Origin of the sequence: Xanthobacter wiegelii, from assembly GCF_043193855.2 — a bacterium.
Lineage (GTDB): Bacteria > Pseudomonadota > Alphaproteobacteria > Rhizobiales > Xanthobacteraceae > Xanthobacter > Xanthobacter flavus_A.
This window is the reverse complement of record NZ_CM195529.1, coordinates 2,347,220-2,371,959: the sequence shown is the minus strand read 5'-3', so window position 1 is coordinate 2,371,959 and position 24,740 is coordinate 2,347,220. Positions and strand designations below refer to the sequence as shown.

The following is a 24,740-nucleotide window of genomic DNA, read 5'->3' as shown; positions in this document are numbered from 1 at the left end:
CATGACAACATCACAGGACGGAGGCGACCGGGACGGCCCTTGCGTCCCTACTTCAGCTTCTCGATCAACTTCAGCCCGCCCATATAGGGCAGCAGCGCGTCCGGCACGGCCACGGAGCCGTTCTCCTGCTGGTACGTCTCCAGCACCGCGACGAGGGCGCGGCCGACCGCCACACCCGAGCCGTTGAGGGTGTGGACATAGCGCGGCCCCTTCCCTTCCGCCGGGCGGTAGCGGGCATTCATGCGCCGCGCCTGGAAATCGCCGCAGACGGAGCAGGAGGAGATTTCGCGATAGGCGTTCTGCCCCGGCAGCCAGACCTCGATGTCGTAGGTCTTCTGCGAGGCGAAGCCCATGTCGCCGGTGCAGAGCGTGACGACGCGATAGGCGAGGTCCAGCTTCTTCAGTACCGCCTCGGCGCAGGCGAGCATCCGCTCGTGCTCCTCGATCGACTTCTCCGGCGTGGTGATGGAGACCAGCTCCACCTTGGTGAACTGGTGCTGGCGGATCATCCCCCTTGTATCCCGCCCCGCAGCGCCCGCCTCGGCCCGGAAGCAGGGCGTGCAGGCGGTGAGGCGCATGGGGAGCTCTTCCTCGGAGAGGATGGACTCGCGCACGAGGTTGGTCAGGGGGACTTCGGCGGTGGGGATGAGCCAGAGGGCATTGTCATCGAATATGACAGAGTCGATTGGTCCGCCCCAATCGGCTCCTCCAAGACCACGAGCCGTCAAGAACTGATCATTCTGGAACTTGGGCAACTGCGCCGTACCAAACATGGCGTCATCCCGCACCATCAACGGCGGATTGACCTCCATGTACCCATGCTCGCCCGTATGCACATCGAGGAAGAACTGCCCCAGAGCCCGCTCCAGCCGCGCCAGCGGGCCCTTGTTCACGACGAAGCGCGCGCCGGAGAGCTTGGCGGCGGTTTCGAAATCCATCTGGCCGAGGGCCTCGCCCACCTCGAAATGCTGCTTCGGGGTGAAGCTGTAGGTGCGGGGCGCGCCGAAGCGGCTCTTTTCCACATTGTCGTGCTCGTCGGCACCCTGCGGCACCTCGGCGAGGGGGGCGTTGGGGATGGCGGCCAGTTCGCCGTTCAGCTCGGCCTCGATGCTCTTGGCTTCCGCCTCCAGCGCCGGCACGTCTTCCTTCAGCTTCGCCACCTCGGCCATGAGGGCCGAAGCTGTGGCCTCGTCCTTCTTCGCCTTCGCCTGACCGATCTCCTTGGAGGCGGCGTTGCGGCGGGCGAGCAGGGTTTCGAGCTTTGTCAGAGTCTCGCGGCGACGGGTGTCGAGGTCGAGGAGCTTGGCGACGAGGGCCTCCGCCGCCGCCTTGGCCTCGTCAGAGTGATTGCCGCGGCGGGCCAGCGCGCCGATGAGGCCGGCCGGTTCCTCGCGGATCCATTTGATGTCGTGCATGGCAAGCTCCGCCGTGGCCCTCGGGCCATTAAGGCAGCACTTCGCGCCCTCACCACCGTCATCCCCCGGCTTGTCCGGGGGATCCACGCTTCCGCGTAGACCGGCGCCCGGCGGCGCGGTGGATGCCCCGGACAAGCCGGGGCATGACGGCGGTTCACAGGAGAACCCGCGCGCCCAAGAATCCAATAATCCGGGAAGGCCCCGCCGTCCGCGTCAGTCGGCCGTTGCGGCGTCGGCTGCGTTGCGCGCCGCTTCCGCCACGAGCCGCCGCTTCTCGACGATGCCCACCAGATAGACGGACACCTCGTAGAGAAGCAGCGTCGGCAGGGCAAGGGAGAGCTGGCTGATGACATCCGGCGGGGTCAGCACCGCCGCCAGCACGAACACGCCGACGATGGCGTAGCGCCGGGACTTCACCAGCATAGCCTTCGTCACCACACCTATCTGCCCGAGCAGCGTGAGGATGACCGGAAGCTGGAAGCAGATGCCGAAGGCCAGAATCAGCGTGGTAATCAGCGAAAGGTATTCCGAGACCCGCGGCAGCAGGGAGATTTCCGCCTGCCCGTCGCCGCCCGCCTGCTGCATGCCGAGGAAGTAGGTCATGGCGAGCGGCATGGCGACGAAATAGACGAAGGCCGCGCCGATGAGGAAGCAGATGGGTGTGGCGATGAGATAGGGCCGGAACGCGTTCTTCTCGTGCTTGTAGAGCCCCGGCGCCACGAACATGTAGACCTGCGTCGCCACCACCGGGAAGGAGATGAAGGCGGCGCCGAACATGCCGAGCTTGATCTGGGTGAACAGGAATTCCTGCGGCGCCGTGTAGATGAGCTTCACCCCGTTGCCGAAGCCGGAGGCGAACTCGTAGGGCCACAGCAGGATGTTGTAGATCTGCTTCGCCAGCATGAAGCAGGCGATGAAGGCCACGAGGAACGCCACCAGCGACTTGATGAGCCGCGAGCGCAGCTCGACCAGGTGCTCGATGAGCGGGGCCTTGGAGGCGTCGATCTCGTCCTGGTCGCTCATCACGCGCTCTTCGCTTCGCCTGCGGCGGGCTTGGTCTCGCCTGCGGCGGGCTTGGCTTCGCCTGCGGCGGGAAGGCTCTCGGGAGCCGGCTCAACGGCAACGGCAGGCGGCGCAACCGGCGCGGGGGGCACGGCAGCCTCGACCGAATTGCGGATTTCGGCGCGGATGGCGGCCATGGGGTCGGGCAATTCCACGGGCGGGGGCAGATCGGGCAGCGCCGCCGGGGTGGCAGGGGCCGGCGGCGTCGGGTTCGCGCCTTCCACGGTGGAGCGAATCTCCTCGCGGATGGAGCGCAGCGGGTCGAACATGTCGGAGGTCGCGAGAGTGGAGCGCGTTGTTTCCGTGATGTCGCTGATTTCCTTGCGCATGTCGGCGATGTCCGCCTCGCGCAGGGCTTCCTGGAACTGTCCCTGAAACTCGCCGGCCATGCGGCGCAGCTTCGTGACGGTGCGTCCCACGGTGCGCAGCACCGTAGGCAGCTCCTTGGGACCGATGACGATCAGCGCGACAATGCCGATCAGCATCAGCTCGGACCAGCCGATATCGAACATGAGGCCGTCTGTCCGGCGGGGGTGCCGCCGCCCTCTTCAAGTGTTCAGGGGCAGAGGTCCGTCAGACGGGCTTCTTCTCGGCTTCGGGGGCGCTCGACGTCTGGTGCGGAAGCGGGCGCGGCACCTCGGGGGCGGCCGGGGGAGCCTTCGCCGGCTCGTCGTCGTCCGCCATGCCCTTCTTGAAGGACTTGATGCCCTTCGCCACGTCGCCCATCAGATCGGAGATCTTGCCGCGACCGAACAGGAGGAGCACCACGGCCAGCACCACGATCCAGTGCCAGATGCTCAACGAACCCATCTAACCACCCTCCAAGGATATATTTTGCGCCCCAACGGCAAGCCGTGAAGCATTTCGGACGGCGACACTAGGCTCCGCCCGCGGCGAAAACAAGGACTTCACCGGGATCGACCAGAAGCCCGACCTCGTCGCCTTTTTTCACGTTTCCCGCATCCCGCAGGCGCAGCACCAATGGCCGCTCCAGCGCGTCCACGATCACTTCCACGAGATCGAGCTCGCCCAGAAAGCGACGCTCCAGCAGCCGCCCCGGCACGCCCTGCCCGGCCGCGGACAGCGCCAGGCCCTGCGGGCGGATGGCGACGATGGCCGGACCATCGGGCACCTGCGGAGCCGCGAACCGGCCGAGGGGCGTATCCGCCACGCCGGCGACCACATTGGCCTCGATCTCGTTCAGCTCGCAGAAGAAGCGCGCCACGCCGATGTCGGCCGGGCGCCGGTAGAGTTCCGCCGGCGGGCCGAGTTGCACCAGCTTGCCATGGCGCAGCAGGGCGATGCGATCGGCAAGGCGCATCGCCTCCTCGGGATCGTGGGTGACGATGATGACCGTCGCCTTCGCGTCGCGCAGCACCGCGAGGGTGTCCGCGCGCACCTGGTCGCGCAGACGCCGATCGAGGCCGGAGAAGGGTTCGTCGAGCAGGAGGATGCCCGGTCGGGGCGCCATGGCGCGGGCCAGCGCCACCCGCTGCTGCTGGCCCCCGGAAAGCTCGTGGGGATAGACATCGGCGAGGTCGGCGAGGTCCACCCGCGCCAGCGCGAGGCGCGCCTCCCGCATCGCCTCCGCGCGCTTGAGGCCGTTGAGGCCGAACATCACGTTCTCGAGGTTGGTGAGGTGGGGGAACAGGGCGTAGTCCTGGAACACCAGCCCGACGCCACGCCGCTCCGGCGGCACGAAGATCCCCTGCCCCGCCACCACAGCACCGTCGATGAGAATGCGCCCGCCGTCCGGCTGCTCGATACCCGCCGCGAGGCGCAGGAGCGAGGTCTTGCCGCAACCCGACTGGCCGAGCAGGCACAGCACCTCGCCCGGCTCCACCGACAGGCTCACGCCGCGCACGGCGGCGACATCGCCATAGGCGAGGCGCACGTCCTCGAAGGACAGGCCCTTGGCGAAGGCGGCGGGGGTGCGGCTGCGGCTCATCCCCAGCGTCTCGATCTCGTCAGCCAGAACAGCCTCCTCATGCGTCGCCATCATCGTCCGGCTCGGAGGCGCCTTCCAACTCCTCCTCCGTCGGCGGAGAGAGGTGGAAATCCAGCATGTCCGGCTCCAGAGCCTCTTCGTCCTCGCGCAGGCCCGGATCGTCGGACGGCAGGGGAATGGCGAAACCGGCAGGGATTCGCCCGTCGATAAGGCCGGCGCCCTTCAGCTCGTCGAGGCCCGGCAGATCCTGCACCGCATCAAGACCGAACTGCACAAGGAAGGCCGGCGTCGTGCCGTAGGTCACCGGCCGCCCCGGCGCCTTGCGGCGGCCGCGCAGGCGCACCCACCCCGTCTCCAGCAGCACGTCCAGCGTGCCCTTGGAGGTGGAGACGCCGCGAATCTCCTCGATCTCCGCGCGGGTGACCGGCTGGTGGTAGGCGACGATCGCCAACACCTCGATGGCCGCGCGCGAGAGCTTGCGCGCCTCCGGCACGGGGCCGGCGACCACGCGGGCGAGGTCCGGCGCCGTGCGCAGCATCCAGCCACCGGCGGCCTTCACGATGTTGACGCCGCGCCGGGCGTAATCGGCGGTCAGGGCCTCCATCAGCGCGGCGATGTCGGCGTCGGCGGACAAATGCGGCTTCATCGCCTTGCCATCCACCGGCAGCGGCGAAGTGAACAGAAGCGCCTCGATGGCCCTCAGGTCGCGCGCGAAGGCGTAGGCGCGCTCGTCCTCCGGGCGCACGTCGAACAGGTCGATGCGCGGGACGGGACGGGTCATCTCTCCTCTCCGGGCGCCGTATCGGACGCGTCAAACGGCAGAAGCGGCTCCGGCTCCACGACGGGTCGGGGACGCAGCCACAGGGGGGCGAAGGGGGCGTCCTGGCGAATGTCGAGCATACCCTCGCGCACCATTTCCAGGCTGGCCGAGAAGCTCGACGCGAGCGCGGTTGCCCGCTGCTCGGGCGTCGCCGTGTAATCTAGCAGGAATTGGTCGAGCCGCATCCACTCGCCCACCACATCCGCCCCCAGCAGCCGCTCCAGCCGGGCGCGGGCCTCGGCGAGCGACCAGACGGTGCGCGTCTTGAGCGTGACGTGGGACAGCGCCTTGGTCTGGCGCTGGCGGGCATAGGCGGTGAGCAGGTCGTAGATGGTGGCCGTGTAGACCGTATAGAGCGGCTCCTTGGAGGGCGGCGGCAGAGCCCGGGCGAAGGCGTCGCGGCCCATCTGCGGGCGGGCCATCAATTGCGCGGCGGCGCGGCGGATGCGCTCCAGATGGCGCAGACGCCGGGCGAAGGCGGCGGCCATCTCCTCGGCGCTCGGTCCCTCCTCCTGCGGCGGAGCCGGCAGCAGCAGACGCGATTTCAGGTAGGCGAGCCACGCCGCCATCACCAGATAGTCGGCCGCCAGCTCCAGCCGGCCGCGCCGCGCCTCCTCGATGAAGGTGAGGTATTGGTCGGCGAGGGCGAGGATCGAGATTTTGGCGAGATCGACCTTCTGCGTCCGCGCCAGCGCGAGAAGGAGGTCGAGGGGTCCCTCGAAACCGTCCACGTCCACCACGAACGTCTCGTCGGGCGTCGCCGGGGCGCGGTCCGTGCCGATCTCGAAGGCGTCCGGTATGGAATCGCCTGAGGCCGGCCCCGTCACGGGTCAGCCCACCGTCTTGAGCTGGGCCGCGACCGCCGCCCGCAGTTCCCGCGCATCCACCGGGTCGGGCACCACGCGAAGTGACAGGGCCTTGGCGGCGCGCGCATAGGCCTCGCCGGTGAGGACGGGCGCGGACGCGGCCACCTTTTCCATCTCCTCCATCTTGCCGTTGCAGTGGAGGAGCATGTCGCAGCCCGCCGCCAGCGCATCGCGGCCACGGGTCTCCATGGTGCCGGCGAGCGCGCCCATGGAGAGGTCGTCGCTCATCAGCAGGCCATCGAAGCCGATGGAGCCGCGCACCACCTCGGCGAGCACCACCGGCGAGGTGGTGGCGGGGCGGTCGGGGTCGATGTCGGAATAGACCACGTGGGCGGTCATGCCGAGGGGCAGATCGGAAAGGTCGCGGAAGGCCGCGAAATCCATGCCCTCCAGCTCGCCGCGCGTCGCGGTGACGACAGGCAGCTTCTCGTGGCTGTCCACCGGCGCGCGGCCATGGCCGGGGATGTGCTTGAGGACGGGCAGCACCCCACCCTCCATCAGCCCCACCGCCGCCGCCCGCGCCAGCGCCGCAACCGCAGCTGGCTCGGTGCCGTAGGCGCGGTTGCCGATGATGCCGTGGCCATCGGGGTGGCGCAGATCCGCGCAGGGCAGGCAATCGACATCGATGCCGAGGGCGTAGAGGTCCGCCGCGATGGCCCGCGAATTCAGCCGCACCGCTTCCAGCGCCGCGATCGGATCGGACAGGTAGAGGTTGCCGAACGCCTCGGCGGGCGGATCGTCGGTCCAGTGCGGCGGGCGCAGGCGCTGCACCCGGCCGCCTTCCTGATCGATGAGCACCGGCGCGGTCCAGCCCACCGCCTCGCGCAGGTCGGCGACCAGCGCGCGGACCTGATCGGGGTCCGCGATGTTCCGGGCGAACAGGATGAACCCCCAGGGCTCGGCATCCCGGAAGAAGCTGCGCTCAGTGGCCGAGAGGTTCGGGCCGGCACAACCGGCGATGAAGGCGCGCGACGTCATGTCTCCGGCCTATAAGCGGGCATGGGCGCCGTCAAGCGCGCCTGCGCAGCGCTCCCGCCTGTCCCCTCGCAGATTTTGCCCCGGCCTGTCGGGCGTGGTCATACTCGCGCGTCCTCGTCGTGACCCAAGGGAGCCCCGCCCATGATGTACGCCATCCTCTGCTACCACGAAGAAGATGTGGTCTGCGCCTGGAGCCAGGAGGAGGACGCCGCCGTGATGGCGAAGCTCGCGGTGGTGCAGGAACGGCTCGTCAAGGCCGGCAAGATGGGCGCATCGCTGCGGCTGCTGCCCACCACCGCCGCCACCACCCTGCGCAAGACGCAGGAACCGCCCCTCGTCATCGACGGCCCGTTCGCGGAGACGAAGGAGCAATTGCTCGGCTTCTACCTGGTGGACGCCGACGACCTTGACGGGGCGCTGACCATCGCCAGGGACCTCGCCGCCGCCAATCCCGGCGGCGCCTACGAGATCCGCCCCGTCGGCATGTTCTTCCCCGACCAGCGCACCGCGGACCGGAAGACCGGCACATGACCACGCCCGCCCTGACCGATCCGGACTGGATCAACGGCACCCTCACCGCCGCCCGGCCGCAGGCGGTGGCGGCGCTGCTGCGCTATTTCCGCGATCTCGACACCGCCGAGGAGGCGTTTCAGGAAGCCTGCCTCAGGGCGCTGCGGACCTGGCCGGTGAACGGTCCGCCACGCGATCCCGCCGCCTGGCTCATTCTCGTCGGCCGCAATGCCGCCCTCGACGGCGTGCGCAAGCGGGCGAAGCACGATCCCCTGCCCCCCGACGACCAACTCTCCGACCTCGACGACGCCGAGGCGCCGCTGGCCGAGCGGCTGGACAATTCCCACTATCGCGACGACGTGCTGCGCCTGCTCTTCATCTGCTGCCACCCGGAGCTGCCGGCGACGCAGCAGATCGCGCTTGCCCTGCGCATCGTATCCGGCCTCACGGTGAAGGAGATCGCCCGCGCCTTCCTCGTCAGCGAGGCGGCCATGGAACAGCGCATCACCCGCGCCAAGGGTCGCATCGCCCGCGCCGACGTGCCGTTCGAGGCCCCCGGGCCGGTGGAGCGGGCCGAGCGGCTGGGGACGGTGGCGGCCATGGTCTATCTCGTCTTCAACGAAGGCTATTCCGCCGGCGGCGAGCCGAGCCGCGCGGGCCTGTGCGACGATGCCATCCGCCTCGGCCGGCTGCTGCTGCGCCTGTTTCCCACCGAGCCGGAGATCATGGGGCTGGTGGCCCTGATGCTGCTCCAACACGCCCGCGCCACCGCCCGCTTCGATGGGGACGGCCGGGCCATCCTGCTCGACAGGCAGGATCGCTCGAAATGGGACCGCGAGCGCATCGCCGAGGGGCTGGCGCTCATCGACAAGGCCATGCGCCACCGTCGGCCCGGCGCCTACCAGATTCAGGCGGCGGTGGCCGGCCTTCACGCCCGCGCCCGCACGCCGGAGGAGACCGACTGGATGCAGATCGACGCGCTCTATGCGGCGCTCGAATTCCTCCAGCCATCGCCGGTGATTACTCTCAATCGCGCCGTCGCGGTCAGCAAGGTGAAGGGCGCCGAGGCGGCGCTCGCCATGATCGAGCCGCTGACGCCTCAGCTCTCCGGCTATTTCCACTTCTTCGGCGCGCGCGGAGCGTTCCTGCTGGAGCTTGGCCGGCATCAGGAGGCGCGCATTGCGTTCGACCGGGCCATCGCGCTCGCCAATACTCCGGCCGAGGCGGAGCATATCCGCGCGCAGCTCGATCTCATCCAGTCACGGGCCTGAGAAAAAATGCGGGCAGGCTGTCGGGAGCGGCACCGCCCGCCCGTCATCACAACAGGCGCGATCCGGCGCCGGAGGAAGAACGCATGTCCGACACCGCCGAGACCACCATGCCGTCCATCGATCCCGCCGCCATGCCGCCGGTGAAGGGCGGCGTCACGGCCTATGTCACGGTGGAAGGCGCCATGAAGGCCGTCGATTTCTACCAGAAAGCCCTCGGCGCCGAGCTTGCCTTCGCCATGCCGCCGGACGAGAGCGGGCGGACGATGCACGTCCACCTCTACATCAACGGGTCGTCGGTGATGCTCGCCGATCCCTATCCGGAATATTGCTCCGGTCCGGTGGAGAAGATCGGCGGCTTCAACCTGTCCCTCCATGTGACCGACACGGACGCCGCCTTCGCCCGCGCGGTGGAGGCCGGCGCGACGCCGGTGATGCCGCCGGAGGACATGTTCTGGGGCGCCCGCTACGCGCAGGTGCGTGATCCGTTCGGCGTGCTCTGGGCGTTCAATCAGCAGCGCTGAGCGCGCGGGAGGGGCGGCTCAGCCCACCGCGCTCACCCGCTCCTCGTCCATGCCTTCCTCGTCCGGGTGGCGCGCCGGCACAATCTCCAGCGCCTCCTCGGCCTGCGCGCGGGCGAGGGCCGCGGCGGCGTCCTCCGCCTCCCGCTGGCGGTTCCAGAGGGCGGCATAAAGCCCGCCCTTCGCGAGCAGCTCCGCATGGCAGCCGCGCTCGGCGACCTTGCCGTCGGCGAGGACAAGGATCTCGTCCGCGCTCACCACGGTGGAGAGCCGGTGGGCAATGACCAGCGTGGTGCGCCCCTCGGACACGCGGTCGAGCGCGTCCTGGATTTCCTTCTCGGTATGGCTGTCCAGCGCCGAGGTCGCCTCGTCCAGCACCAGGATCGGCGGGGCCTTGAGCAGCGTGCGAGCTATGGCCACGCGCTGCTTCTCACCGCCGGAAAGCTTCAACCCGCGCTCGCCCACCTCGGTCTTGAAGCCCTTGGGCGTGGCGCGAATGAAGCCGTCGATGCGGGCGAGGCGCGCCGCTTCCTCCACCTCGGCCTCCGACGCCGCCGGGCGGCCGTAGCGGATGTTGTAGGCAATGGTGTCGTTGAACAGCACGGTATCCTGCGGGACCATGCCGATCGCGGCGCGCAGGCTCTCCTGCGAAATGTCCCTGAGATCCTGCCCGTCGATGGTGATGCGGCCGCCGGAGACGTCATAGAAGCGGAACAGCAGGCGCGACAGGGTGGACTTGCCCGCCCCCGAAGGCCCGACGATGGCCACCGTGCGCCCCGCCGGCACCTCGAAGGAGATGCCCTTCAGAATTTCCCGGCCCTCGTCATAGGAGAAGCGCACGTCCTCGAACCGCACCGTGCCGCCCGAGACCACGAGGTCCGGCGCGCCCGGCCGATCGGTGACTTCCGGCGCCACCTGCAGCACGGCGAACATGGCCTCGATGTCGACGATGGCCTGCTTGATTTCGCGATAGATGAAGCCGAGGAAATTCAGCGGGATGTAGAACTGGATCATCATGGCGTTGACCATGACGAACGAGCCCACGGTCTGCCGGCCGGCGCGGATGTCCAGCACGCACATCACCATCACCGCCGCGAGGCCGATGGAAAAGATGAGCGCCTGCCCGGCGTTGAGCCACGCCAGCGAGGTGTAGGTGTTCACCGTCGCCTTCTCGTAGCGCGCCATGGAGCGGTCGTAGCGGGCCGTCTCCCAGCGCTCTGCGCCGAAATACTTCACTGTCTCGTAGTTGAGCAGGCTGTCGATGGCCTTGGTGTTGGCGTCGGTGTCGCTCTCGTTCATCTCCTTGCGGATGGCGAGGCGCCACTCACTGGCGACATAGGTGAAGAGGGAATAGAGCACCACGGTTGCCGCCACGACGGCCGCATAACGCCAGTCGAAGGCGAAGAACAGCACGCCCAGCACCATCACCAGCTCGACGAGGGTCGGCGCCAGCTGCAGCGCCAGCATGCGCACGATGGTCTCGATGCCGGAGCGCGCCCGCTCCAGCACACGCGTCAGCCCGCCCGTCTTGCGCTCCAGATGGAAGCGCAGAGACAAGGCGTGCATGTGCTCGAATGTCTGCATGGCGAGGCGCCGCACGGCATTGAGCGCCACCTTGGCGAACAGGCCGTCTCGCAGCTGAGTGACGCCCGCCATGAGAATGCGCCCAAGCCCATAGGCCAGCGTCAGCGCCACCGGCGCGCCGATGACGAGCGCCCAGAAGCCAACATCCGGCGTCGCGGCCTTGCCGGCGGCGACTTCGGCGGTTAGCGCGTCCGTCGCCCATTTGAACAGGAAGGGCACCGCCATGGTGGCGCCCTTGGAGGCGAAGAGCAGGACAAAGGTGACGACGACGCGCGCGCGCAGGTCCGCCCTGTCGGCCGGCCACAGATAGGGCCAGAGGCTGCGCAGGGTGGAAAACATGGCGTCGGAGGAGACGGCGGCCCGCCGGGCTGCGGGCTTCTGGGTCTTTGACATGATGGCCTAACTTTGGTCCGAAGCGCCGGGCGTGCAGCACCCTGACGGACGGCGGAGCGCCTTGAACAGCGCGTCGATCTCTTCAGCCAGCGCATCAAGCGCTGCCCGATCAAGGCAGTAGCTGGACCGCTGCCCCTCGGTACGGCTGCGGATCAGCCCGGCATCGAGGAGAACCTTGAGATGTTGCGAGACGGTGGACTGCGCAAGGGGCAGCGCGCGTACGATCTCGCCGCACACGCACCGCTCCTGCCCGGCCAGCGTGTCCAGCATGGCGAGCCGCGCCGGGTGGGCCAGCGCGCGCAGCTTCGCCGCGAGATCGGCCCTTGCGGCGCCGGCTTCATCGGCAACGGCCAGGTCTGGGCTTGGGAAGGTCGGCACATTCATCGTTCATCGACGATAGACGATGAACGACCATCCAACAAGCTTGTTGCCCCCGCCCGCGTCACGCCGCCGTCGCGCGTGCGCACTATTCGCGCTTGGGCGGCCTGCCCTACCGGCCGCCAAGTTTGGTAAAGTGCGCGCATGGCCAGAATCGACAGTGTCTGTGTGTATTGCGGCTCCGCCAGCGGCAGCGACCCGGTGTTTGCCGAAGAGGCCCGGCGTTTCGGGCGCATCCTTGCCGCCGAGGGCGTGCGCCTCGTCTATGGCGGCGGCGGCATCGGGCTGATGGGCGAGGTGGCGAGCGCGGTGGCGCTGGCCGGCGGCGCCGTCACCGGCATCATCCCGCGCTTCCTGATGACCCGCGAGCGCGCCTTCGCCCACGAGGCGGAGATGATCGTCGTGGAGGACATGCACGAGCGCAAAAGGCTGATGTTCGAGCGGGCGGACGCCTTCGTGGCCCTGCCCGGCGGCGTTGGCACGCTGGAGGAACTGGTGGAGCAGCTCACCTGGGCCCAGCTCGGCCGGCACAGGAAGCCGATCCTGATCCTCAACACGGCCGGCTTCTGGGATCCATTCGTGACGCTGGTGGATCACATGCGCGGCGCCGGCTTCATCCGCTCGGACACGCCGGTGGACATGCTCACAGCCGACCGCGCCGAGGACATTCTGCCCCGCCTGCGCGCCGCTGCCGAAAAGGTGCCCGAGCGCGCGCTCCATGCAGCGGACGGCACCATCGCCGAACGCATGTAGACGCGCGTTTCGCCCCGATGCGCGGATCAGCCGTGGGGCTGGTCCAGCGCGGCGATGGCGACCATGACCACGGACCCGATCAGCATGATAGCGACAACGGTCTGCATCTCCTGAACCCTTGCTGCACTGCGGCAGAAAGAGCGTAACCCCGGAAGAATAATTGTTGCATTGCACAACACGCAAGGCACCGATGTGCCCAACGCAACGCAGCGGTACCAAGGGTAGCGAACCGGCCCGCCGCTGCGGCCCGGCCCCGTTCACGGCTCTCCGAAAAGGCCGCGCGCCGGCGGGACGGGCGTCCTCGAAAGGCGACCGGGTGTGGGGCCGGTCGATGTAGGGCTGAGCAACGAGCCGGTGTACTGCGGCTCACCGCTGTCGATGTTCAGCTTGAGAAGCGAGGCTTGAACCAGTTTGAAGCGAAACTGATCACTGAGCGCATTGATCCGCAGCGAGGGATCGCTGACGGGATGGCTGTCCTGGAGGGGTGAGACCACCGAGGACGGGTGGCGTGTGAACTTGACGGAAGTGTTCGAGTTCGGCACGCATCCCTTGGAAGTCCCGCCCCCCAATGCACCGCCGCAAGGACCAATCATGAAGCGCATTCACGGCGTGTTGCCTAGCATCTTCGCTGCTGCAGCTCTGGTCGCTGCGGTCGGCTGCTCATCTACCGCACAAGCGCAATCCAATCCGATGGTCAAGCTGACCGATCCCTGCCCGATTAAGGCTGAGAACTGGCGTGGCAAGGCCTTCTACGAAATTCTGTTCATGTTCCGCCAGCCCGACGGCGGCGGGATCGGCAACTATTTCAACTCGCTCGGCAACACACTTCCCGAGCCCAACGACGCGATGGACGCGCGCTTCCGTGCTCTCAATGCGGACACCCTGAAGAAGGAATTCGGGGGCGACGGGGTCTTCTTCAATGGCCCGCGGCGTCTCGTGGCGAACACCGTAACCGGGATGTCCTGGGATGGCTGTAAGCAGAGAGTGATCGCCGGGATCCCCTTGAACCTGGACGGCGTCTTCGAAGTCCCGAGCCTGGAAAAGTTCGTTTCGGGATCGCTGCCGACCTACAGGCCAATGGTCTCCAAACGTACCAGTGCCATGATCTTCAATGCGGGCGAAACGGTGTACGAGTTGATCACGCCCGAAGGCGCCGTCTACACCATGTTCAGCCTCTCCCTGAAGACCGATCCCGAGAACACCATCGAAAACCTGCCCACCCTGAGCAAGCGCCTGACCTTGCCGACCGGATGGCAGTTCAGATCACGCAAGCTGGACAATGAGATGGTTCTGACGGCCAACGCCGACTCCAACCCACCCAATACCGTCGTTCTCGACCAGCTTGAGGGCAACTACCAATACAACGCTGGCGCCAGCGCCAAAAAATAGCCCGTGTGCCGCCCGGCGAAGGCAGCCGGGCGGCCGGCATTCGCCAGAGGTATTCCACGCTTTCATCACGTTCTGGGTGCGACCTGATAGCGAGCGAAGCCGCGTACCCGTCGGCGCGGTCGCCATCCCGCCCGGGGTCGCCGCCTGAGCCGCGGTCTCCGCGCACTGGAAGGATGGAAGAAAGGATAGACGTGGCGACCCCGGCAGGGCTCGAACCTGCGACCTAGTGCTTAGAAGGCACTTGCTCTATCCAGCTGAGCTACGGGGCCTCGATCCGCCTTTTACGGCGGGCGGCCGCACAGCGGAAGCGCCTTTCCCGATGGGGATCGGAACGCAGCCGGCTCAGTGGGTCCACTGGCCGCTGCGGTTGAAGGCGAAATTGTCGGAATAGGCCATGCGGCGGCGGCCGGCCTCATGCGGCTCGGACACCCGGTAGGGGATGCCGCGCTTCTCGCAATATGCCACGGCCTCTTCCTTCGTCTCGAAGGACAGGTGGATCTGGCTGCGCATGTCGGCCGAGGAGGTGTAGCCCATCAGCGGCTCCACGCGGCGGGCGTGCTCCGGCTCGTAATCGAGCACCCAGTGCTTGGTCTTCGCCACGCCGGACTGCATGGCGTTGCGCGACGGCTTGTAGATGCGAGCGACCATGGTTCGAACCCGTCAGAATGCCGGGCGGCCCCAGCCGGGCGGCCCATTTCGTCTATAATAAAGCCGCGCGGGCGAGGCAACCGAACACGGTGCCGCGCCGGACCTCAACGCCTCAGCGCAGGATCAGGCATTCCGCCGCCGCCTGCGCCGATTCGGCGGCGGTGAGGTGGCTCACCTTGCCGGAGAGCACCAGCGAGCGGGTCTGGTCGGTCACCACGGCCCGGCCGTCGGCACCCTTCACCAGAAGGGGGGCGCTCGCCACGTAGATCGCGCGGGCATCGGTGGAGAGCTTGGCCGCGCAACGATCAGCGGCGGCCTTGTCGGCGAAGGCGGGAGCCGTCGAGAGGAGCCCTGCGGCCACTGTCATCGCCGCCATGTTCCACGAGGTCGTCCACGCCTTGGTCCGCATCCGCTCACCCTTCACCACGTCCCGGCACCCGCCGGCGCGCCTTCTTGTTGAGGAGAACGCAGGGGAATGCAAGCCGGGCCGGTCAAGTGGCGAACCACCATGTGGCGAGGCCGAGGAAGGCGAAGAATCCCACCGTGTCCGTCACCATCGTCACGAACACGCCCGAGGCGACCGCCGGATCGAGCTTGAGCTTCGAGATGGCGAGGGGAATGAGGATGCCGAACAGGCCGGCCGCGATCATGTTCAGGATCAGCGCCGAGGAGATCACCACGCCGAGATGCACGTTGGCGAACCAGAACCCGGCGATGACCCCGAGCAGGCAGGCGAGCGTCGTGCCATTCACCAGCCCCACCAGGACCTCGCGCGAGACGATGCGGCGGGCGTTATGGCTGGACAATTCCTTGGTGGCGAGCGCGCGCACCGCCACCGTCATGGTCTGGGTGCCGGCATTGCCGCCCATGGAGGCGACGATGGGCATGAGGATGGCGAGCGCCACCATCTTCTCGATGGTGCCCTCGAACAGGCTGATGATGGAGGCGGAGACGAAGGCCGTACCCAGGTTCACCACCAGCCACGGCAGGCGGCTGCGCGCGGTGAAGGCCACAGTATCGGACAATTCCTCGTCGCTGCGCACGCCGCCGAGGGCGCGCAGGTCTTCGTCCGCCTCTTCCTGGATCACGTCCACCACGTCGTCGATGGTCATGACGCCGACGAGCCGCCCGGCATCGTCCACCACCGGGGCGGAGACGAGGTTGTAGCGCTCGAACATGCGCGCCACGTCCTCCTGGTCCTCGGAGGCCTTGACCACCTTGGCCTGCTCGGCCTTCACCGCGCTCATCAGCACCGGGCGGCGGGTGCGCAGCAGCCGGTCGAGGGGCACGGAGCCGACGAGGCGATAGGCGGGATCCACCACGAACACCTCGTAGAAGGTGTCCGGCAGGTCGGCGGTCTCGCGCATGTAGTCGATGGTGCGGCCGACGGTCCAGAAGGGCGGCACGGCGATGAACTCGGTCTGCATGCGCCGTCCGGCGCTTTCTTCCGGATAGTCGAGAGAGCGCTGCAGGGCCACCCGCTCCGGCGCCGGCAGGTGCTCCAGCACCGCGGCCATTTCATCCTCGTCGAGATCCTCGAGGATGTAGACGGCATCGTCCGAATCGAGGTCCCGCATGCCGCGGGCGACGGTGATCGGCGAGAGGCTGCGCAGGATGGAGACGCGGACCGTCTCGTCCAGCTCGGTCAAGGCGGTGAAGTCGAACGCCGGGCCCAGCATCTCGATGAGCCGGCGCCGCTCGTCGGCGTCCAGCTCCTCGATGAGGTCGCCCATGTCGGCTTCGTGCAGATCACCGGTGACCGCCTTGAGCCCATCCACGTCGCGCGCGGCGATGGCCTCCTGCACGCGGGAGCGGAAGGCGTCCGAGAGATTGCCCTCCTCGTCGCGCACGCTCAGGGCCGCGCCCTCGGCCCTGGTCTGGGCACCAGCCAGTGCGGCGGCCGGATCAGCATCGTCGCGCATGGGCTCCTCCCGAAGGGTAGGACGGGTACGGACGCCCGCTTCCGTCGCGGATGCGGGCATGGGCTCTGGGGATGCGGCGCCGGCCGCTCCGCATGGCGGCGGAGGGGCAGGCGCCTCCCGCTGCGTCTAGTGATCCCCGGGACGTTTGTGAAGCCTTCAGCCGGCGATCCGCCCTTTTCGCTGGACCCCGTGGCGAACATGTCATTATGAACGCGCACCCGCCGGCCGGACGGAGATATCGCCAGATGACCACCCTGCCCTATTCCGAGCGCCCGCTCTTCCGCCCCGGGCCGCGCACGCTCAACTGGATGATTCCGCTGGGCATGGGCGCCGTCGGCTGGGCGCTTTACATGCGCTACATGGTGGTGGAGCCGACCCTCGTGTCCCTCGCCTGCGAGGCGGGGCTGGAGAGTTCCGGCTGCTACGGCCGCGCCGCCGTGCTGGCGCTGTCGCTGTGGAACGTGTTCGGCGGCGTGGCTCTGGTGGTGGCGCTGATCCAGCTCCTGGCGCCGGGCCTCGCCACCTTCTCCGTGGGCATGGTGTTCGCGAGCTTCGCCCTCGTCTTCCATAACGAGGTTGCGGGCGCGCTGGCGGCGATGATGCTCATCCTCTCCTTTGCACGGCCTGGACCCGCCACAGCGTGAAGGCCATGACGAGGCAGAGCGCGCCGAACCAGGCCGCCTGCCAGTTGGCGAGGGTCTCGTTGAGCGGCACATAGACGCCCGCCAACAAGAAGCCCCACATGGCGATCAGTTCGCCGAGGCCGGCGCCATCGCGATCCGCCCGCCGCACCAGCAGCGGCGCGGCCACCGCCGCGACCAGCGCGGTGAGCGGGAACACCGGGAAATCCTTGTAGCGCGGATCGAACACCAGCTCGAACGCGACCGAGCCCACCGCGACCGTGGCGAGCGCCAGCACCGCGGCGGAGGCGATGGCAGCGCCGGACGCCACGGACCAGCGGCGGGAATCGAGCGCCACCGAGAAGGGGGCGAGCCCCTGCCCGCGCACGATCACCGACGGCATCACCACCATGGCACCGGCGGCGGCAGCGAAGATGAGGCCGTTGCGCAGCCAGCCGACGAAGCCGAGGCTTTCCAGCGGCAGCGCCGAGAGCGCGGCACCGAGCGTCGCCCCGCCGAACAAGGCGATGAGGGCGACGGCGTACCATTCCATCGGCCGCACCGGCTCCGGGCGGCGGCGGGCGGCGGCGAAGGCCGCGCCGAACACCGCAGCGACGGACAGGAGGCCCACGACGATGTGCGTGCGCCAGCCGGGGAAATCCTCCACCGGCTGGCCCCAGGCGAACTTGGGCAGGCGCGTGCCGGCGTCGATCACGCCCCAGTGGCCGCCCACCGTACCCTCGCTCCGCCGCTTCCAGGGCTGGTCGAAGGCCTCGATGACATTGACCCGATAGCCCTGGCGCTTGGCCAGCGCCACCACGTCGTGCATCACCCGGGCCTGATTGGCCGGCGAGGGCAGCGCATCCTCGCGCATGCGCCCGGCGCTGGGCCAGCCGGTCTCGCCGATCAGGATCTCCTTGCCGGGAAATTCCTCGGCCATGCGCTGGCGGATTTCATCCACATGCGGGCCGGCATCCTCGGCGGAGACGGGCAGGTCCTCCCAATAGGGCAGGATGTGGATGGTGACGAAATCCACGTTCTCGGTGAGGCCCTTGTTGCGCTCCCAGAACTCCCACACGTCGGCATAGGTGACGGGCACCGTCCCCACCTCGCGCTTCACGCGGGCGAGCACGCTGGCAAGCTCGGTCGCCGACATTTCGCCGCGCAGCAGCACTTCGTTGCCGACCACCACGCCCTTAACCACGTCCGGATTTTCCTTGGCGAGGCGGATGCCCGTATCGAGTTCGACACGGTTGCGCTCGGCATCCGGGCCGAGCCAGATGCCGAGGAGCATGGTGAGGCCATGCTTGCGGGCGAGCGCGGGCGCCTTGTCGAGCCCCATTTCAATGGAATAGGTGCGCACGCAGGACGTGATCTGCGCGAGGCGGACGAAATCCTCCTCGATCTGCGCCTCGGGAATCACCAGCCCCTTCTGGAACGGCGACTGCCCGTCGCGGAACGGGGCGTAGGAAACGCACGGCAATTTCTCGCCCGCGGCCAGCGGCGACGGTGGCATCTCCTCGGGGCGGCCGAGATAGGTCCACAGGCCGGCGATGAGCCCGCAGACCAGGAGCGCCAGCACCAGAGGCAGCCGCACAAAGGAAGGCATCTCGTCTCCAGGGGTGAAGGTGTTCCCCCGCGCCACATAGAGCCTTGGGCGGGCGGTGTGAAGCCTCCGCCTGCGGGCGCCGGGAACTCCAGGGGGCCCGTTACCCTTACCAAACGGCATGTGCCGAAGAACGCGCCGTCATGCTGACAAAATCACTTCCTTCTCCTAGGGTGTCGGGCGCGGCGCCCGCCGACCATTTTCTCGAGATCATGATCCTCATGCACCCCTACCGCCTCCCGCTGCTCGCGGCCGCAATCGTTTTCGCGTGCCTCTCGCCGGCCTCGGCCCAGAACCAGCCGGCCGACCAGAAGCCGCCGGCGGAGCAGCAAATGACCCCCGAGCAGAAGGCTGCAGCCGACCAGCGCCGTTCGGTCGAGGAGTTCAACGAGGCAGCCAAGCTTCCCGGTGCTGCCGGCCTGCCCGAATGCGTCTTCACCGGGCGGCGGATCGCCGCACTGATCTGGAACGACGACGTGGACACCGCGCGGCGCCACCTGGAATTCTACGAGCGCTTCGGCTGCCCCACCGAGCATCTGAAGGTGGCCGTCCGCTGCCTCGTGCGGCAGGGCAAGATCGACACCAAGGCCCGCGAGCGGGTCGATGCGCGCGCCCAGCAGTGCTGGGTGAACCCCGATTACGTCGCCGCTGCCGCCGCCCCGGCCTCTGCGGCCGGTGCCGCACCTGCCGCCGCCCCGGCTCCAGGTGGCGCAGCGCAACAATAAGATCATGGCGCAGACACCCGGCTGACGCAGCGACGTCGAAGAGGCGCCATGATCGGGATTTATCTCTCTGCGTGAGAGTGTTAGTGTCTCGATGCATTGCAGCGTAAATTTACCGTTAACGCTGCAATGTCGACCTAGGGGCAGGTCGAAAGGGTGCCTCGGTTCGTTCTCGTAAATCCTCTGAAAACGTCCTTTGGAACCTGCGCCCTAAGCCAGCGTTAGGTTCCGACTTCCCCTATGGGTGGGCCTCGCCATGCGTCCCGGTCTTGCTGCTGCGGCAGCGGTCATTGCGGTTGTGACTTCGTTCCACGCCGCGATGTGGCTTTCCATGCGTCCTGAGGCAAGCGCTCCGAACATCACGGACCGCTTTCAGAGCCTGTCTTTCGCGCCCTTCTCGCGCGACATGAGCCCGGAGGGCGACGCGCCCACCACCGAGGCTCAGGTCCGTTCGGACATGGCCGTGGTCGCGCCCTACAGCCGCGGCGTGCGCACCTATTCCTCCACCAACGGCAAGGAACTGATCGCCCCCGTCGCGGCCGAGCAGGGCTTGCGCGTGACCGCCGGCGCCTGGCTCAATCGCGAGGTCGATCCGAAGACCGGCGAACAGATCAAGGTGAAGGACAAGAAGACCGGCGAAAAGGTTCTCGCCAAGGACGGGAATGACCGCGAGCTTGAGAACGTGGTCAAGGTCTCCCGCCAGAACCGCAACGTGAACGCGGTCATCGTGGGTAACGAGACCATCCTGCGCGGCGACATGACGAAGCCGGAGCTGGCCGCCGTCATCCGCAAGGTGAAGCGTCAGGTCAACGTGCCCGTGAGCACCGGCGAAATCTGGAACACCTGGCTGGAGCCGGACGCCGGTGAGCTGGTGGCTTCCGTGGACTTCATCCTCGCCCACATCCTGCCCTACTGGGAGGACGTGCCGGCGGACCAGGTGGTCGACTATTCCATCAACGCCTACAACCGCCTGCGCGCAGCCTACCCCGGCAAGCGCATCGTGATCGGCGAGTTCGGCTGGCCCTCGCACGGCTACAACCGCGGCGCCTCCGTGCCTGATCCCATGGAGCAGGCCAAGATCATCCGCAATTTCGTCGCCCGCGCCGATGCGCTGGGCATCGAGTACAACATCATCGAGGCGTTCGACCTGCCCAAGAAGCAGAACGAAGGCTCCGTGGGTCAGTACTGGGGCGTGTTCGATGCCGACCGCACCCTGAAGTTCCCCCTCACCGGCCCGATCTTCGAGAAGACCTACAACCAGACCGCCATTCTGGCGCTGCTGCTGGGCGTGCTCTTCACCCTGCCGCTGCTGCGGATGCGTGACCTCACCATGACGCAAGGCCTCGTGCTGGCCGCCTCCGCCAATGGCGTCGCCGCGTGGCTGGCCCTGGTGGTGGACTACTGGCTGAACCATTATGTGAGCGGCGGTGACTACCTCACCCTGGCGCTGAGCGTGGTGATGCTGGTGCCGCTGGTGTTCGTGCTGCTCTATCGCATCGAGGAGCTGGCGGCGGTGGCTTTCGGCAGCGGCCCCAAGCGCCTCGTCGAGGAGCAGGCGCACGCCGCGCCCTTGCGCTTCCCCAAGGTCTCCATCCATGTGCCCGCCTATCGCGAGCCGCCGGAGATGCTGATCCAGACCATCGATGCCCTCGCCCGGCTGGAGTATCCCAACTACGAGGCGATCATCATCGTCAACAACACGCCGGACCCGGCGATGGTGGAGCCGGTGCGCGAGCACTGCGCCAAGCTCGGCGACCACATCAAGTTCATCAACGCCGAGAAGGTGGCGGGCTTCAAGGCCGGCGCCCTGCGCATCGCCCTCGACGCCACCGCCCCCGATGCCGAGATCATCGGCGTGATCGACGCGGACTATGTGGTGACGCCCGACTGGCTGAAGGACCTCGTGCCTGCCTTCGACGATCCGACCGTGGGCCTCGTCCAGGCGCCGCAGGATCATCGCGACGGCGAGCGCAGCCCGCTGCACGAGGCTATGAACGCCGAATATGCCGGCTTCTTCGACATCGGCATGGTCCAGCGCAACGAGGATGACGCCATCGTCGTCCACGGCACGATGTGCCTTATCCGTCGCGCCGCCATGGTGGAGGCCGGCAACTGGTCATCCGACACCATCTGCGAGGACACCGACCTCGGCCTGTCCATCGCCGAGAACGGCTGGAAGACCCATTATACCCGCAAGCGCTACGGCTATGGCCTGCTGCCCGACTCGTTCGAGGCGTTCAAGAAGCAGCGCCATCGCTGGGCCTATGGCGGCTTCCAGATCATCAAGAAGCACTGGCGCCGGTTCCTCCCGGGCAACTCTCGCCTGACCACGGCCCAGAAGCGGCACTTCGTGCTCGGCTGGATCTCCTGGCTTGGCTCGGAATCGGTGGGCGCCTTCATGGCCATCGCGTCCCTGCTGTTCGTGCCCTTCGTCGCCTACTTCTCCATCTCGGTGCCGGCCCATGTGCTGACGCTGCCCATCCTCATCACCTTCCTGGTGTACGTGCTGCACTTCATCAGCCTGTATCGCCTCAGGGTGGAGACCACGCCGATGCGCATGCTCGGCGCGGCGGTGGCCGCGAGCGCGGTACAGTTCACGGTGGCGAAGGCGGTGTTCGACGGCTTCCGCTACAAGGACCTGGCGTTCGCCCGGACCGCCAAGGGCAACAACTGGCTGGCCGGCGCGGCGCGCTCCTTCCCGGCGCTGCCCGAGGCGATCATCGGCGGTCTCCTGATCGCAGCCGGCACCTACATGCTGGTGGCGAACAACCTGCCGGGCTCCGCCATCGTGAAGACCTCCAACGACTGGCGCCACATCCGCGAGATCAACCTCTACGGCATCGCCCTCTTGGTGCAGAGCCTGCCGTTCGTGGCCGCCGCGATCATCGGTGCCTTCGAGCCCTCGCGCCTCAATGACTTCGCCACCTGGCGGGCCGTGCGCGCCAAGCTCGCGGCGGTGCCCCGCCGCCTCGGCCTCAACGCCCCGCCCGCCGTCGCGGACTGAGCGGCCCTGCATCTGAACCGAACGCCCGGCCCTCGCGCCGGGCGTTTGCTTTTGCGCCCCTTCCCGCGCGGTCGGGGGCCCCTGAGAGCGATCCGACGTGGCCAACACCCCACCCTCCACTCCAGCCCCCCCGCCTCCCGTGCTGATTCTGGCGGGCGGCCTCGGCCGGCGGATCGACGCCCCCGCGCTGGGCGCGCCGGAAAAGCCGCTGGTGCCCCTGGCCGGGCGTCCCCTCATCGCCCACGTCATCGACAGGATTCGGCCGCAGGCCGGCCAGATCCTCATCAATGCCAACGCACCTGCTGGGACTTACGAGGGCTTCGCCCTGCCCGTCCTGCCGGACACGATCGCCGGACATCCCGGGCCGCTCGCCGGCGTGCTCGCCGGGCTGGAGCATCTCGCCCGGTCAGAGCCGGCGTCCAGCCTGGTCACGGTTCCCGCCGACACGCCCTTCCTGCCGGATGACCTCATCGCGCGCCTGACGCAACGGCACCTTGAGACTGGTACGGTGGTATGCGCGGCATCGGGCGGACAGCGCCATCCGGTCATCGCTTTGTGGCCGGTGACGGTCCGCGCCGCGCTGCGGCAAAGCCTTGAGGCGGGACGGCTGAAAGTCGGGCTTTTCCTCGACGGCCTCAATGCCGTAACGGTGGCATGGGAAGGGCATCCGGATGACCCGTTCTTCAACGTGAACACGCCGGAAGACCTTGCCATTGCAGAGAAACGCCTCGCTGCCCGCCGATGAAGCATGGTCATGCTTGCGGCAGGAATGGGGAGGGTTTAGGACTGCAGGACGGCGGCTTCGCATTCGCGAAGATGCTGGAGCGGAGACGGACTTGCCGCTCGGAGACCGGACCGCCACCTCCGGATCTCTGCCGAAACGGGTCTGTCCGCCCAAAGGATGAGGGATCCATGGACGCCACCACCAACACCGGGGCAAAAGCGGCCAAGCTTAGCTTGGGGGACAAGAGCTGGGACCTTCCGATCCACGAAGGCTCCATCGGACCGGAAGTGGTCGATATCTCCAAGCTCTACGGCCAGACGGGGATGTTCACCTACGACCCCGGCTTTACCTCGACCGCTTCCTGCGAAAGCAAGATCACCTACATCGACGGCGACGAAGGCGTGCTGCTGTATCGCGGCTACCCCATCGAGCAGCTCGCCGAGAACGGTGACTTCCTCGAGACCTGTTACCTGCTGCTCTACGGCGAGCTCCCCACTGCGGCGCAGAAGGCGGAATTCGACAAGTCCGTGACCAATCATACGATGGTCCACGAGCAGATGACCCGCTTCTTCCAGGGCTTCCGCCGCGACGCCCATCCGATGGCCATCATGGTGGCTTCGGTCGGCGCCCTCTCGGCCTTCTATCACGACTCCACCGACATTTCCGACCCCACCCAGCGCCTGATCGCATCCATCCGCATGATCGCGAAGATGCCGACGCTGGCGGCGATGGCCTACAAGTATTCCATTGGCCAGCCGTTTGTTTATCCGAAGAACGATATCGACTATACGTCGAACTTCCTTCGTATGTGCTTTGCGGTTCCGTGCGAGGAATACAAGGTCAACCCCATCCTCTCGAAGGCGATGGATAAGATCTTCATCCTCCACGCCGATCACGAGCAGAATGCCTCCACCTCCACGGTGCGCCTCGCCGGCTCCTCAGGCGCCAATCCGTTCGCCTGCATTGCGGCCGGCATCGCCTGCCTGTGGGGTCCCGCCCATGGCGGCGCCAACGAGGCGGCCCTCAAGATGCTCGCCGAGATCGGCTCGGTGGATCGCATCCCCGAATACATCAAGCGCTCGAAGGACAAGAACGATCCCTTCCGCCTGATGGGCTTCGGCCACCGGGTCTACAAGAATTACGACCCGCGCGCCAAGATCATGCAGCAGACCTGCCACGAAGTGCTCACCGAGCTCGGCATCAAGGACGATCCGTTGCTCGACGTGGCCGTGGAGCTGGAGCGGATCGCGCTCTCCGACGACTACTTCATCGAAAAGAAGCTCTACCCGAACATCGACTTCTATTCGGGCATCACCCTCAAGGCGATGGGCTTCCCCACCACCATGTTCACCGTGCTGTTCGCTCTCGCCCGCACCGTGGGCTGGATCGGCCAGTGGAAGGAGATGATCGAGGACCCGAGCCAGCGCATCGGCCGTCCCCGTCAGCTCTACACCGGCGCCGCCCAGCGCGACTACGTGGCCATGTCCAAGCGCAAGTGAGCGCAACTGCATCTCCGGAAATGGAAAACGCGGCCTCCTGGCCGCGTTTTTCGTTTCAAGGATCGATGCAAGCTAGAGCACGCGCCGATCTGATTGCGTCGCAATCAGAT

Annotated in this window: 24 protein-coding genes and 1 tRNA gene; 10 read left to right on the top strand and 15 right to left on the bottom strand. The window is 67.5% G+C overall.

What is annotated here, in order from left to right; genetic code table 11:
- Positions 1-47: 47 nt before the first annotated feature.
- The 8 genes from serS to nagZ form a co-directional block, all read right to left on the bottom strand.
- Positions 48-1,415: a serine--tRNA ligase gene (serS, locus tag V5F63_RS10845; protein WP_394102663.1), complete on the bottom strand. Its 1,368-nt coding sequence runs from the start codon at positions 1,413-1,415 to the stop codon at positions 48-50.
- A 213-nt stretch (positions 1,416-1,628) separates the two neighbouring features.
- Positions 1,629-2,438 (bottom strand): twin-arginine translocase subunit TatC, encoded by an 810-nt coding sequence (tatC, locus tag V5F63_RS10840; protein WP_209489042.1) that lies wholly within the window; start codon positions 2,436-2,438, stop codon positions 1,629-1,631.
- On the bottom strand, positions 2,438-2,989 hold the full coding sequence (gene tatB, locus V5F63_RS10835; RefSeq protein WP_394102662.1) for a Sec-independent protein translocase protein TatB: 552 nt from the start codon (positions 2,987-2,989) through the stop codon (positions 2,438-2,440). Before tatB ends, tatC begins: the two co-directional genes overlap by 1 nt.
- Positions 2,990-3,050: 61 nt before the next feature.
- Positions 3,051-3,287 carry a twin-arginine translocase TatA/TatE family subunit gene (locus tag V5F63_RS10830; protein ID WP_209489040.1) on the bottom strand — a complete coding sequence of 79 codons (237 nt, stop codon included), beginning with the start codon at positions 3,285-3,287 and terminating at the stop codon, positions 3,051-3,053.
- A gap of 67 nt (positions 3,288-3,354) precedes the next feature.
- Entirely contained in the window at positions 3,355-4,476 is a 1,122-nt protein-coding gene (locus V5F63_RS10825) for an ABC transporter ATP-binding protein (RefSeq protein WP_394102669.1), read from the bottom strand.
- The gene (scpB, locus tag V5F63_RS10820; protein WP_394102661.1) at positions 4,463-5,206 is read right to left on the bottom strand and encodes an SMC-Scp complex subunit ScpB; all 744 of its coding nucleotides are present in this window, start codon (positions 5,204-5,206) and stop codon (positions 4,463-4,465) included. Before scpB ends, V5F63_RS10825 begins: the two co-directional genes overlap by 14 nt.
- Positions 5,203-6,072 (bottom strand): segregation and condensation protein A, encoded by an 870-nt coding sequence (locus V5F63_RS10815; protein WP_394102660.1) that lies wholly within the window; start codon positions 6,070-6,072, stop codon positions 5,203-5,205. Before V5F63_RS10815 ends, scpB begins: the two co-directional genes overlap by 4 nt.
- Positions 6,073-6,075: 3 nt before the next feature.
- Entirely contained in the window at positions 6,076-7,089 is a 1,014-nt protein-coding gene (gene nagZ / locus V5F63_RS10810; protein ID WP_394102659.1) for a beta-N-acetylhexosaminidase, read from the bottom strand.
- A gap of 141 nt (positions 7,090-7,230) precedes the next feature.
- Between nagZ and V5F63_RS10805 the strand changes: the two genes are divergently transcribed.
- From V5F63_RS10805 to V5F63_RS10795, 3 genes are all read left to right on the top strand, one after another.
- The gene (locus tag V5F63_RS10805; RefSeq protein WP_394102658.1) at positions 7,231-7,620 is read left to right on the top strand and encodes a YciI family protein; all 390 of its coding nucleotides are present in this window, start codon (positions 7,231-7,233) and stop codon (positions 7,618-7,620) included.
- The gene (locus V5F63_RS10800) at positions 7,617-8,870 is read left to right on the top strand and encodes an RNA polymerase sigma factor (protein WP_394102657.1); all 1,254 of its coding nucleotides are present in this window, start codon (positions 7,617-7,619) and stop codon (positions 8,868-8,870) included. Before V5F63_RS10805 ends, V5F63_RS10800 begins: the two co-directional genes overlap by 4 nt.
- 83 nt (positions 8,871-8,953) lie before the next feature.
- Positions 8,954-9,391 (top strand): VOC family protein, encoded by a 438-nt coding sequence (locus tag V5F63_RS10795; protein ID WP_394102656.1) that lies wholly within the window; start codon positions 8,954-8,956, stop codon positions 9,389-9,391.
- A gap of 18 nt (positions 9,392-9,409) precedes the next feature.
- On the opposite strand, the gene V5F63_RS10790 is transcribed toward V5F63_RS10795, so the two are convergent.
- Positions 9,410-11,365: an ABCB family ABC transporter ATP-binding protein/permease gene (locus V5F63_RS10790; RefSeq protein WP_209489034.1), complete on the bottom strand. Its 1,956-nt coding sequence runs from the start codon at positions 11,363-11,365 to the stop codon at positions 9,410-9,412.
- 6 nt (positions 11,366-11,371) lie between these two features.
- Positions 11,372-11,749, bottom strand: coding sequence for an ArsR/SmtB family transcription factor (locus tag V5F63_RS10785; RefSeq protein WP_394102655.1), 378 nt, complete (start codon positions 11,747-11,749; stop codon positions 11,372-11,374).
- Positions 11,750-11,887: 138 nt separating this feature from the next.
- Between V5F63_RS10785 and V5F63_RS10780 the strand changes: the two genes are divergently transcribed.
- Together V5F63_RS10780 and V5F63_RS10775 are read left to right on the top strand one after the other, a co-directional pair.
- Positions 11,888-12,496, top strand: a complete 609-nt coding sequence (locus V5F63_RS10780) for an LOG family protein (protein WP_394102654.1) — start codon at positions 11,888-11,890, stop codon at positions 12,494-12,496.
- Positions 12,497-13,087: 591 nt separating this feature from the next.
- Entirely contained in the window at positions 13,088-13,885 is a 798-nt protein-coding gene (locus tag V5F63_RS10775; protein WP_394102653.1) for a hypothetical protein, read from the top strand.
- 192 nt (positions 13,886-14,077) lie between these two features.
- On the opposite strand, the gene V5F63_RS10770 is transcribed toward V5F63_RS10775, so the two are convergent.
- From V5F63_RS10770 to mgtE, 4 genes are all read right to left on the bottom strand, one after another.
- Positions 14,078-14,154: transfer RNA gene (locus V5F63_RS10770), tRNA-Arg, on the bottom strand.
- 73 nt (positions 14,155-14,227) lie between these two features.
- Positions 14,228-14,533 (bottom strand): ETC complex I subunit, encoded by a 306-nt coding sequence (locus V5F63_RS10765; RefSeq protein WP_209489029.1) that lies wholly within the window; start codon positions 14,531-14,533, stop codon positions 14,228-14,230.
- Positions 14,534-14,645: 112 nt separating this feature from the next.
- Positions 14,646-14,960: a hypothetical protein gene (locus V5F63_RS10760; RefSeq protein WP_394028602.1), complete on the bottom strand. Its 315-nt coding sequence runs from the start codon at positions 14,958-14,960 to the stop codon at positions 14,646-14,648.
- 64 nt (positions 14,961-15,024) lie between these two features.
- Complete coding sequence (mgtE, locus tag V5F63_RS10755; protein ID WP_394028601.1) at positions 15,025-16,455, bottom strand: magnesium transporter; 1,431 nt, start codon at positions 16,453-16,455, stop codon at positions 15,025-15,027.
- Between the two features lie 245 nt (positions 16,456-16,700).
- On the opposite strand from mgtE, the gene V5F63_RS10750 reads away from it, so the two are divergent.
- The gene (locus V5F63_RS10750) at positions 16,701-17,099 is read left to right on the top strand and encodes a hypothetical protein (protein WP_209489027.1); all 399 of its coding nucleotides are present in this window, start codon (positions 16,701-16,703) and stop codon (positions 17,097-17,099) included.
- On the opposite strand, the gene V5F63_RS10745 is transcribed toward V5F63_RS10750, so the two are convergent.
- Positions 17,059-18,684, bottom strand: coding sequence for a glycoside hydrolase family 17 protein (locus tag V5F63_RS10745; RefSeq protein ID WP_394102652.1), 1,626 nt, complete (start codon positions 18,682-18,684; stop codon positions 17,059-17,061). The genes V5F63_RS10750 and V5F63_RS10745 overlap by 41 nt on opposite strands.
- Before the next feature lie 140 nt (positions 18,685-18,824).
- Here V5F63_RS10745 and V5F63_RS10740 point away from each other — a divergent pair, with 140 nt between their 5' ends.
- The 4 genes from V5F63_RS10740 to gltA all read left to right on the top strand — a co-directional run bounded on the left by V5F63_RS10740 (position 18,825) and on the right by gltA (position 24,630).
- Positions 18,825-19,406: a hypothetical protein gene (locus V5F63_RS10740; RefSeq protein ID WP_394112316.1), complete on the top strand. Its 582-nt coding sequence runs from the start codon at positions 18,825-18,827 to the stop codon at positions 19,404-19,406.
- Positions 19,407-19,659: 253 nt separating this feature from the next.
- Positions 19,660-22,407 (top strand): glycosyltransferase, encoded by a 2,748-nt coding sequence (locus V5F63_RS10735; RefSeq protein ID WP_394102651.1) that lies wholly within the window; start codon positions 19,660-19,662, stop codon positions 22,405-22,407.
- 97 nt (positions 22,408-22,504) lie between these two features.
- The gene (gene mobA / locus V5F63_RS10730) at positions 22,505-23,152 is read left to right on the top strand and encodes a molybdenum cofactor guanylyltransferase MobA (RefSeq protein ID WP_394102650.1); all 648 of its coding nucleotides are present in this window, start codon (positions 22,505-22,507) and stop codon (positions 23,150-23,152) included.
- Between the two features lie 167 nt (positions 23,153-23,319).
- A complete protein-coding gene (gene gltA / locus V5F63_RS10725) occupies positions 23,320-24,630 on the top strand; it encodes a citrate synthase (protein ID WP_209489023.1) in 1,311 nt (436 codons plus the stop codon).
- The last annotated feature ends 110 nt before the right edge of the window (positions 24,631-24,740 follow it).

Bases quoted from the DNA above. Each gene is read 5' to 3' on its own strand.
- serS (WP_394102663.1), bottom strand. From the start codon at position 1,415: ATGCACGACATCAAATGGATCCGCGAGGAACCGGCCGGCCTCATCGGC.
- tatC (WP_209489042.1), bottom strand. From the start codon at position 2,438: ATGAGCGACCAGGACGAGATCGACGCCTCCAAGGCCCCGCTCATCGAG.
- tatB (WP_394102662.1), bottom strand. From the start codon at position 2,989: ATGTTCGATATCGGCTGGTCCGAGCTGATGCTGATCGGCATTGTCGCG.
- V5F63_RS10830 (WP_209489040.1), bottom strand. From the start codon at position 3,287: ATGGGTTCGTTGAGCATCTGGCACTGGATCGTGGTGCTGGCCGTGGTG.
- V5F63_RS10825 (WP_394102669.1), bottom strand. From the start codon at position 4,476: ATGGCGACGCATGAGGAGGCTGTTCTGGCTGACGAGATCGAGACGCTG.
- scpB (WP_394102661.1), bottom strand. From the start codon at position 5,206: ATGACCCGTCCCGTCCCGCGCATCGACCTGTTCGACGTGCGCCCGGAG.
- nagZ (WP_394102659.1), bottom strand. From the start codon at position 7,089: ATGACGTCGCGCGCCTTCATCGCCGGTTGTGCCGGCCCGAACCTCTCG.
- V5F63_RS10805 (WP_394102658.1), top strand. From the start codon at position 7,231: ATGATGTACGCCATCCTCTGCTACCACGAAGAAGATGTGGTCTGCGCC.
- V5F63_RS10800 (WP_394102657.1), top strand. From the start codon at position 7,617: ATGACCACGCCCGCCCTGACCGATCCGGACTGGATCAACGGCACCCTC.
- V5F63_RS10795 (WP_394102656.1), top strand. From the start codon at position 8,954: ATGTCCGACACCGCCGAGACCACCATGCCGTCCATCGATCCCGCCGCC.
- V5F63_RS10790 (WP_209489034.1), bottom strand. From the start codon at position 11,365: ATGTCAAAGACCCAGAAGCCCGCAGCCCGGCGGGCCGCCGTCTCCTCC.
- V5F63_RS10785 (WP_394102655.1), bottom strand. From the start codon at position 11,749: ATGAATGTGCCGACCTTCCCAAGCCCAGACCTGGCCGTTGCCGATGAA.
- V5F63_RS10780 (WP_394102654.1), top strand. From the start codon at position 11,888: ATGGCCAGAATCGACAGTGTCTGTGTGTATTGCGGCTCCGCCAGCGGC.
- V5F63_RS10775 (WP_394102653.1), top strand. From the start codon at position 13,088: ATGAAGCGCATTCACGGCGTGTTGCCTAGCATCTTCGCTGCTGCAGCT.
- V5F63_RS10765 (WP_209489029.1), bottom strand. From the start codon at position 14,533: ATGGTCGCTCGCATCTACAAGCCGTCGCGCAACGCCATGCAGTCCGGC.
- mgtE (WP_394028601.1), bottom strand. From the start codon at position 16,455: ATGCGCGACGATGCTGATCCGGCCGCCGCACTGGCTGGTGCCCAGACC.
- V5F63_RS10750 (WP_209489027.1), top strand. From the start codon at position 16,701: ATGACCACCCTGCCCTATTCCGAGCGCCCGCTCTTCCGCCCCGGGCCG.
- V5F63_RS10745 (WP_394102652.1), bottom strand. From the start codon at position 18,684: ATGCCTTCCTTTGTGCGGCTGCCTCTGGTGCTGGCGCTCCTGGTCTGC.
- V5F63_RS10740 (WP_394112316.1), top strand. From the start codon at position 18,825: ATGCTGACAAAATCACTTCCTTCTCCTAGGGTGTCGGGCGCGGCGCCC.
- V5F63_RS10735 (WP_394102651.1), top strand. From the start codon at position 19,660: ATGCGTCCCGGTCTTGCTGCTGCGGCAGCGGTCATTGCGGTTGTGACT.
- gltA (WP_209489023.1), top strand. From the start codon at position 23,320: ATGGACGCCACCACCAACACCGGGGCAAAAGCGGCCAAGCTTAGCTTG.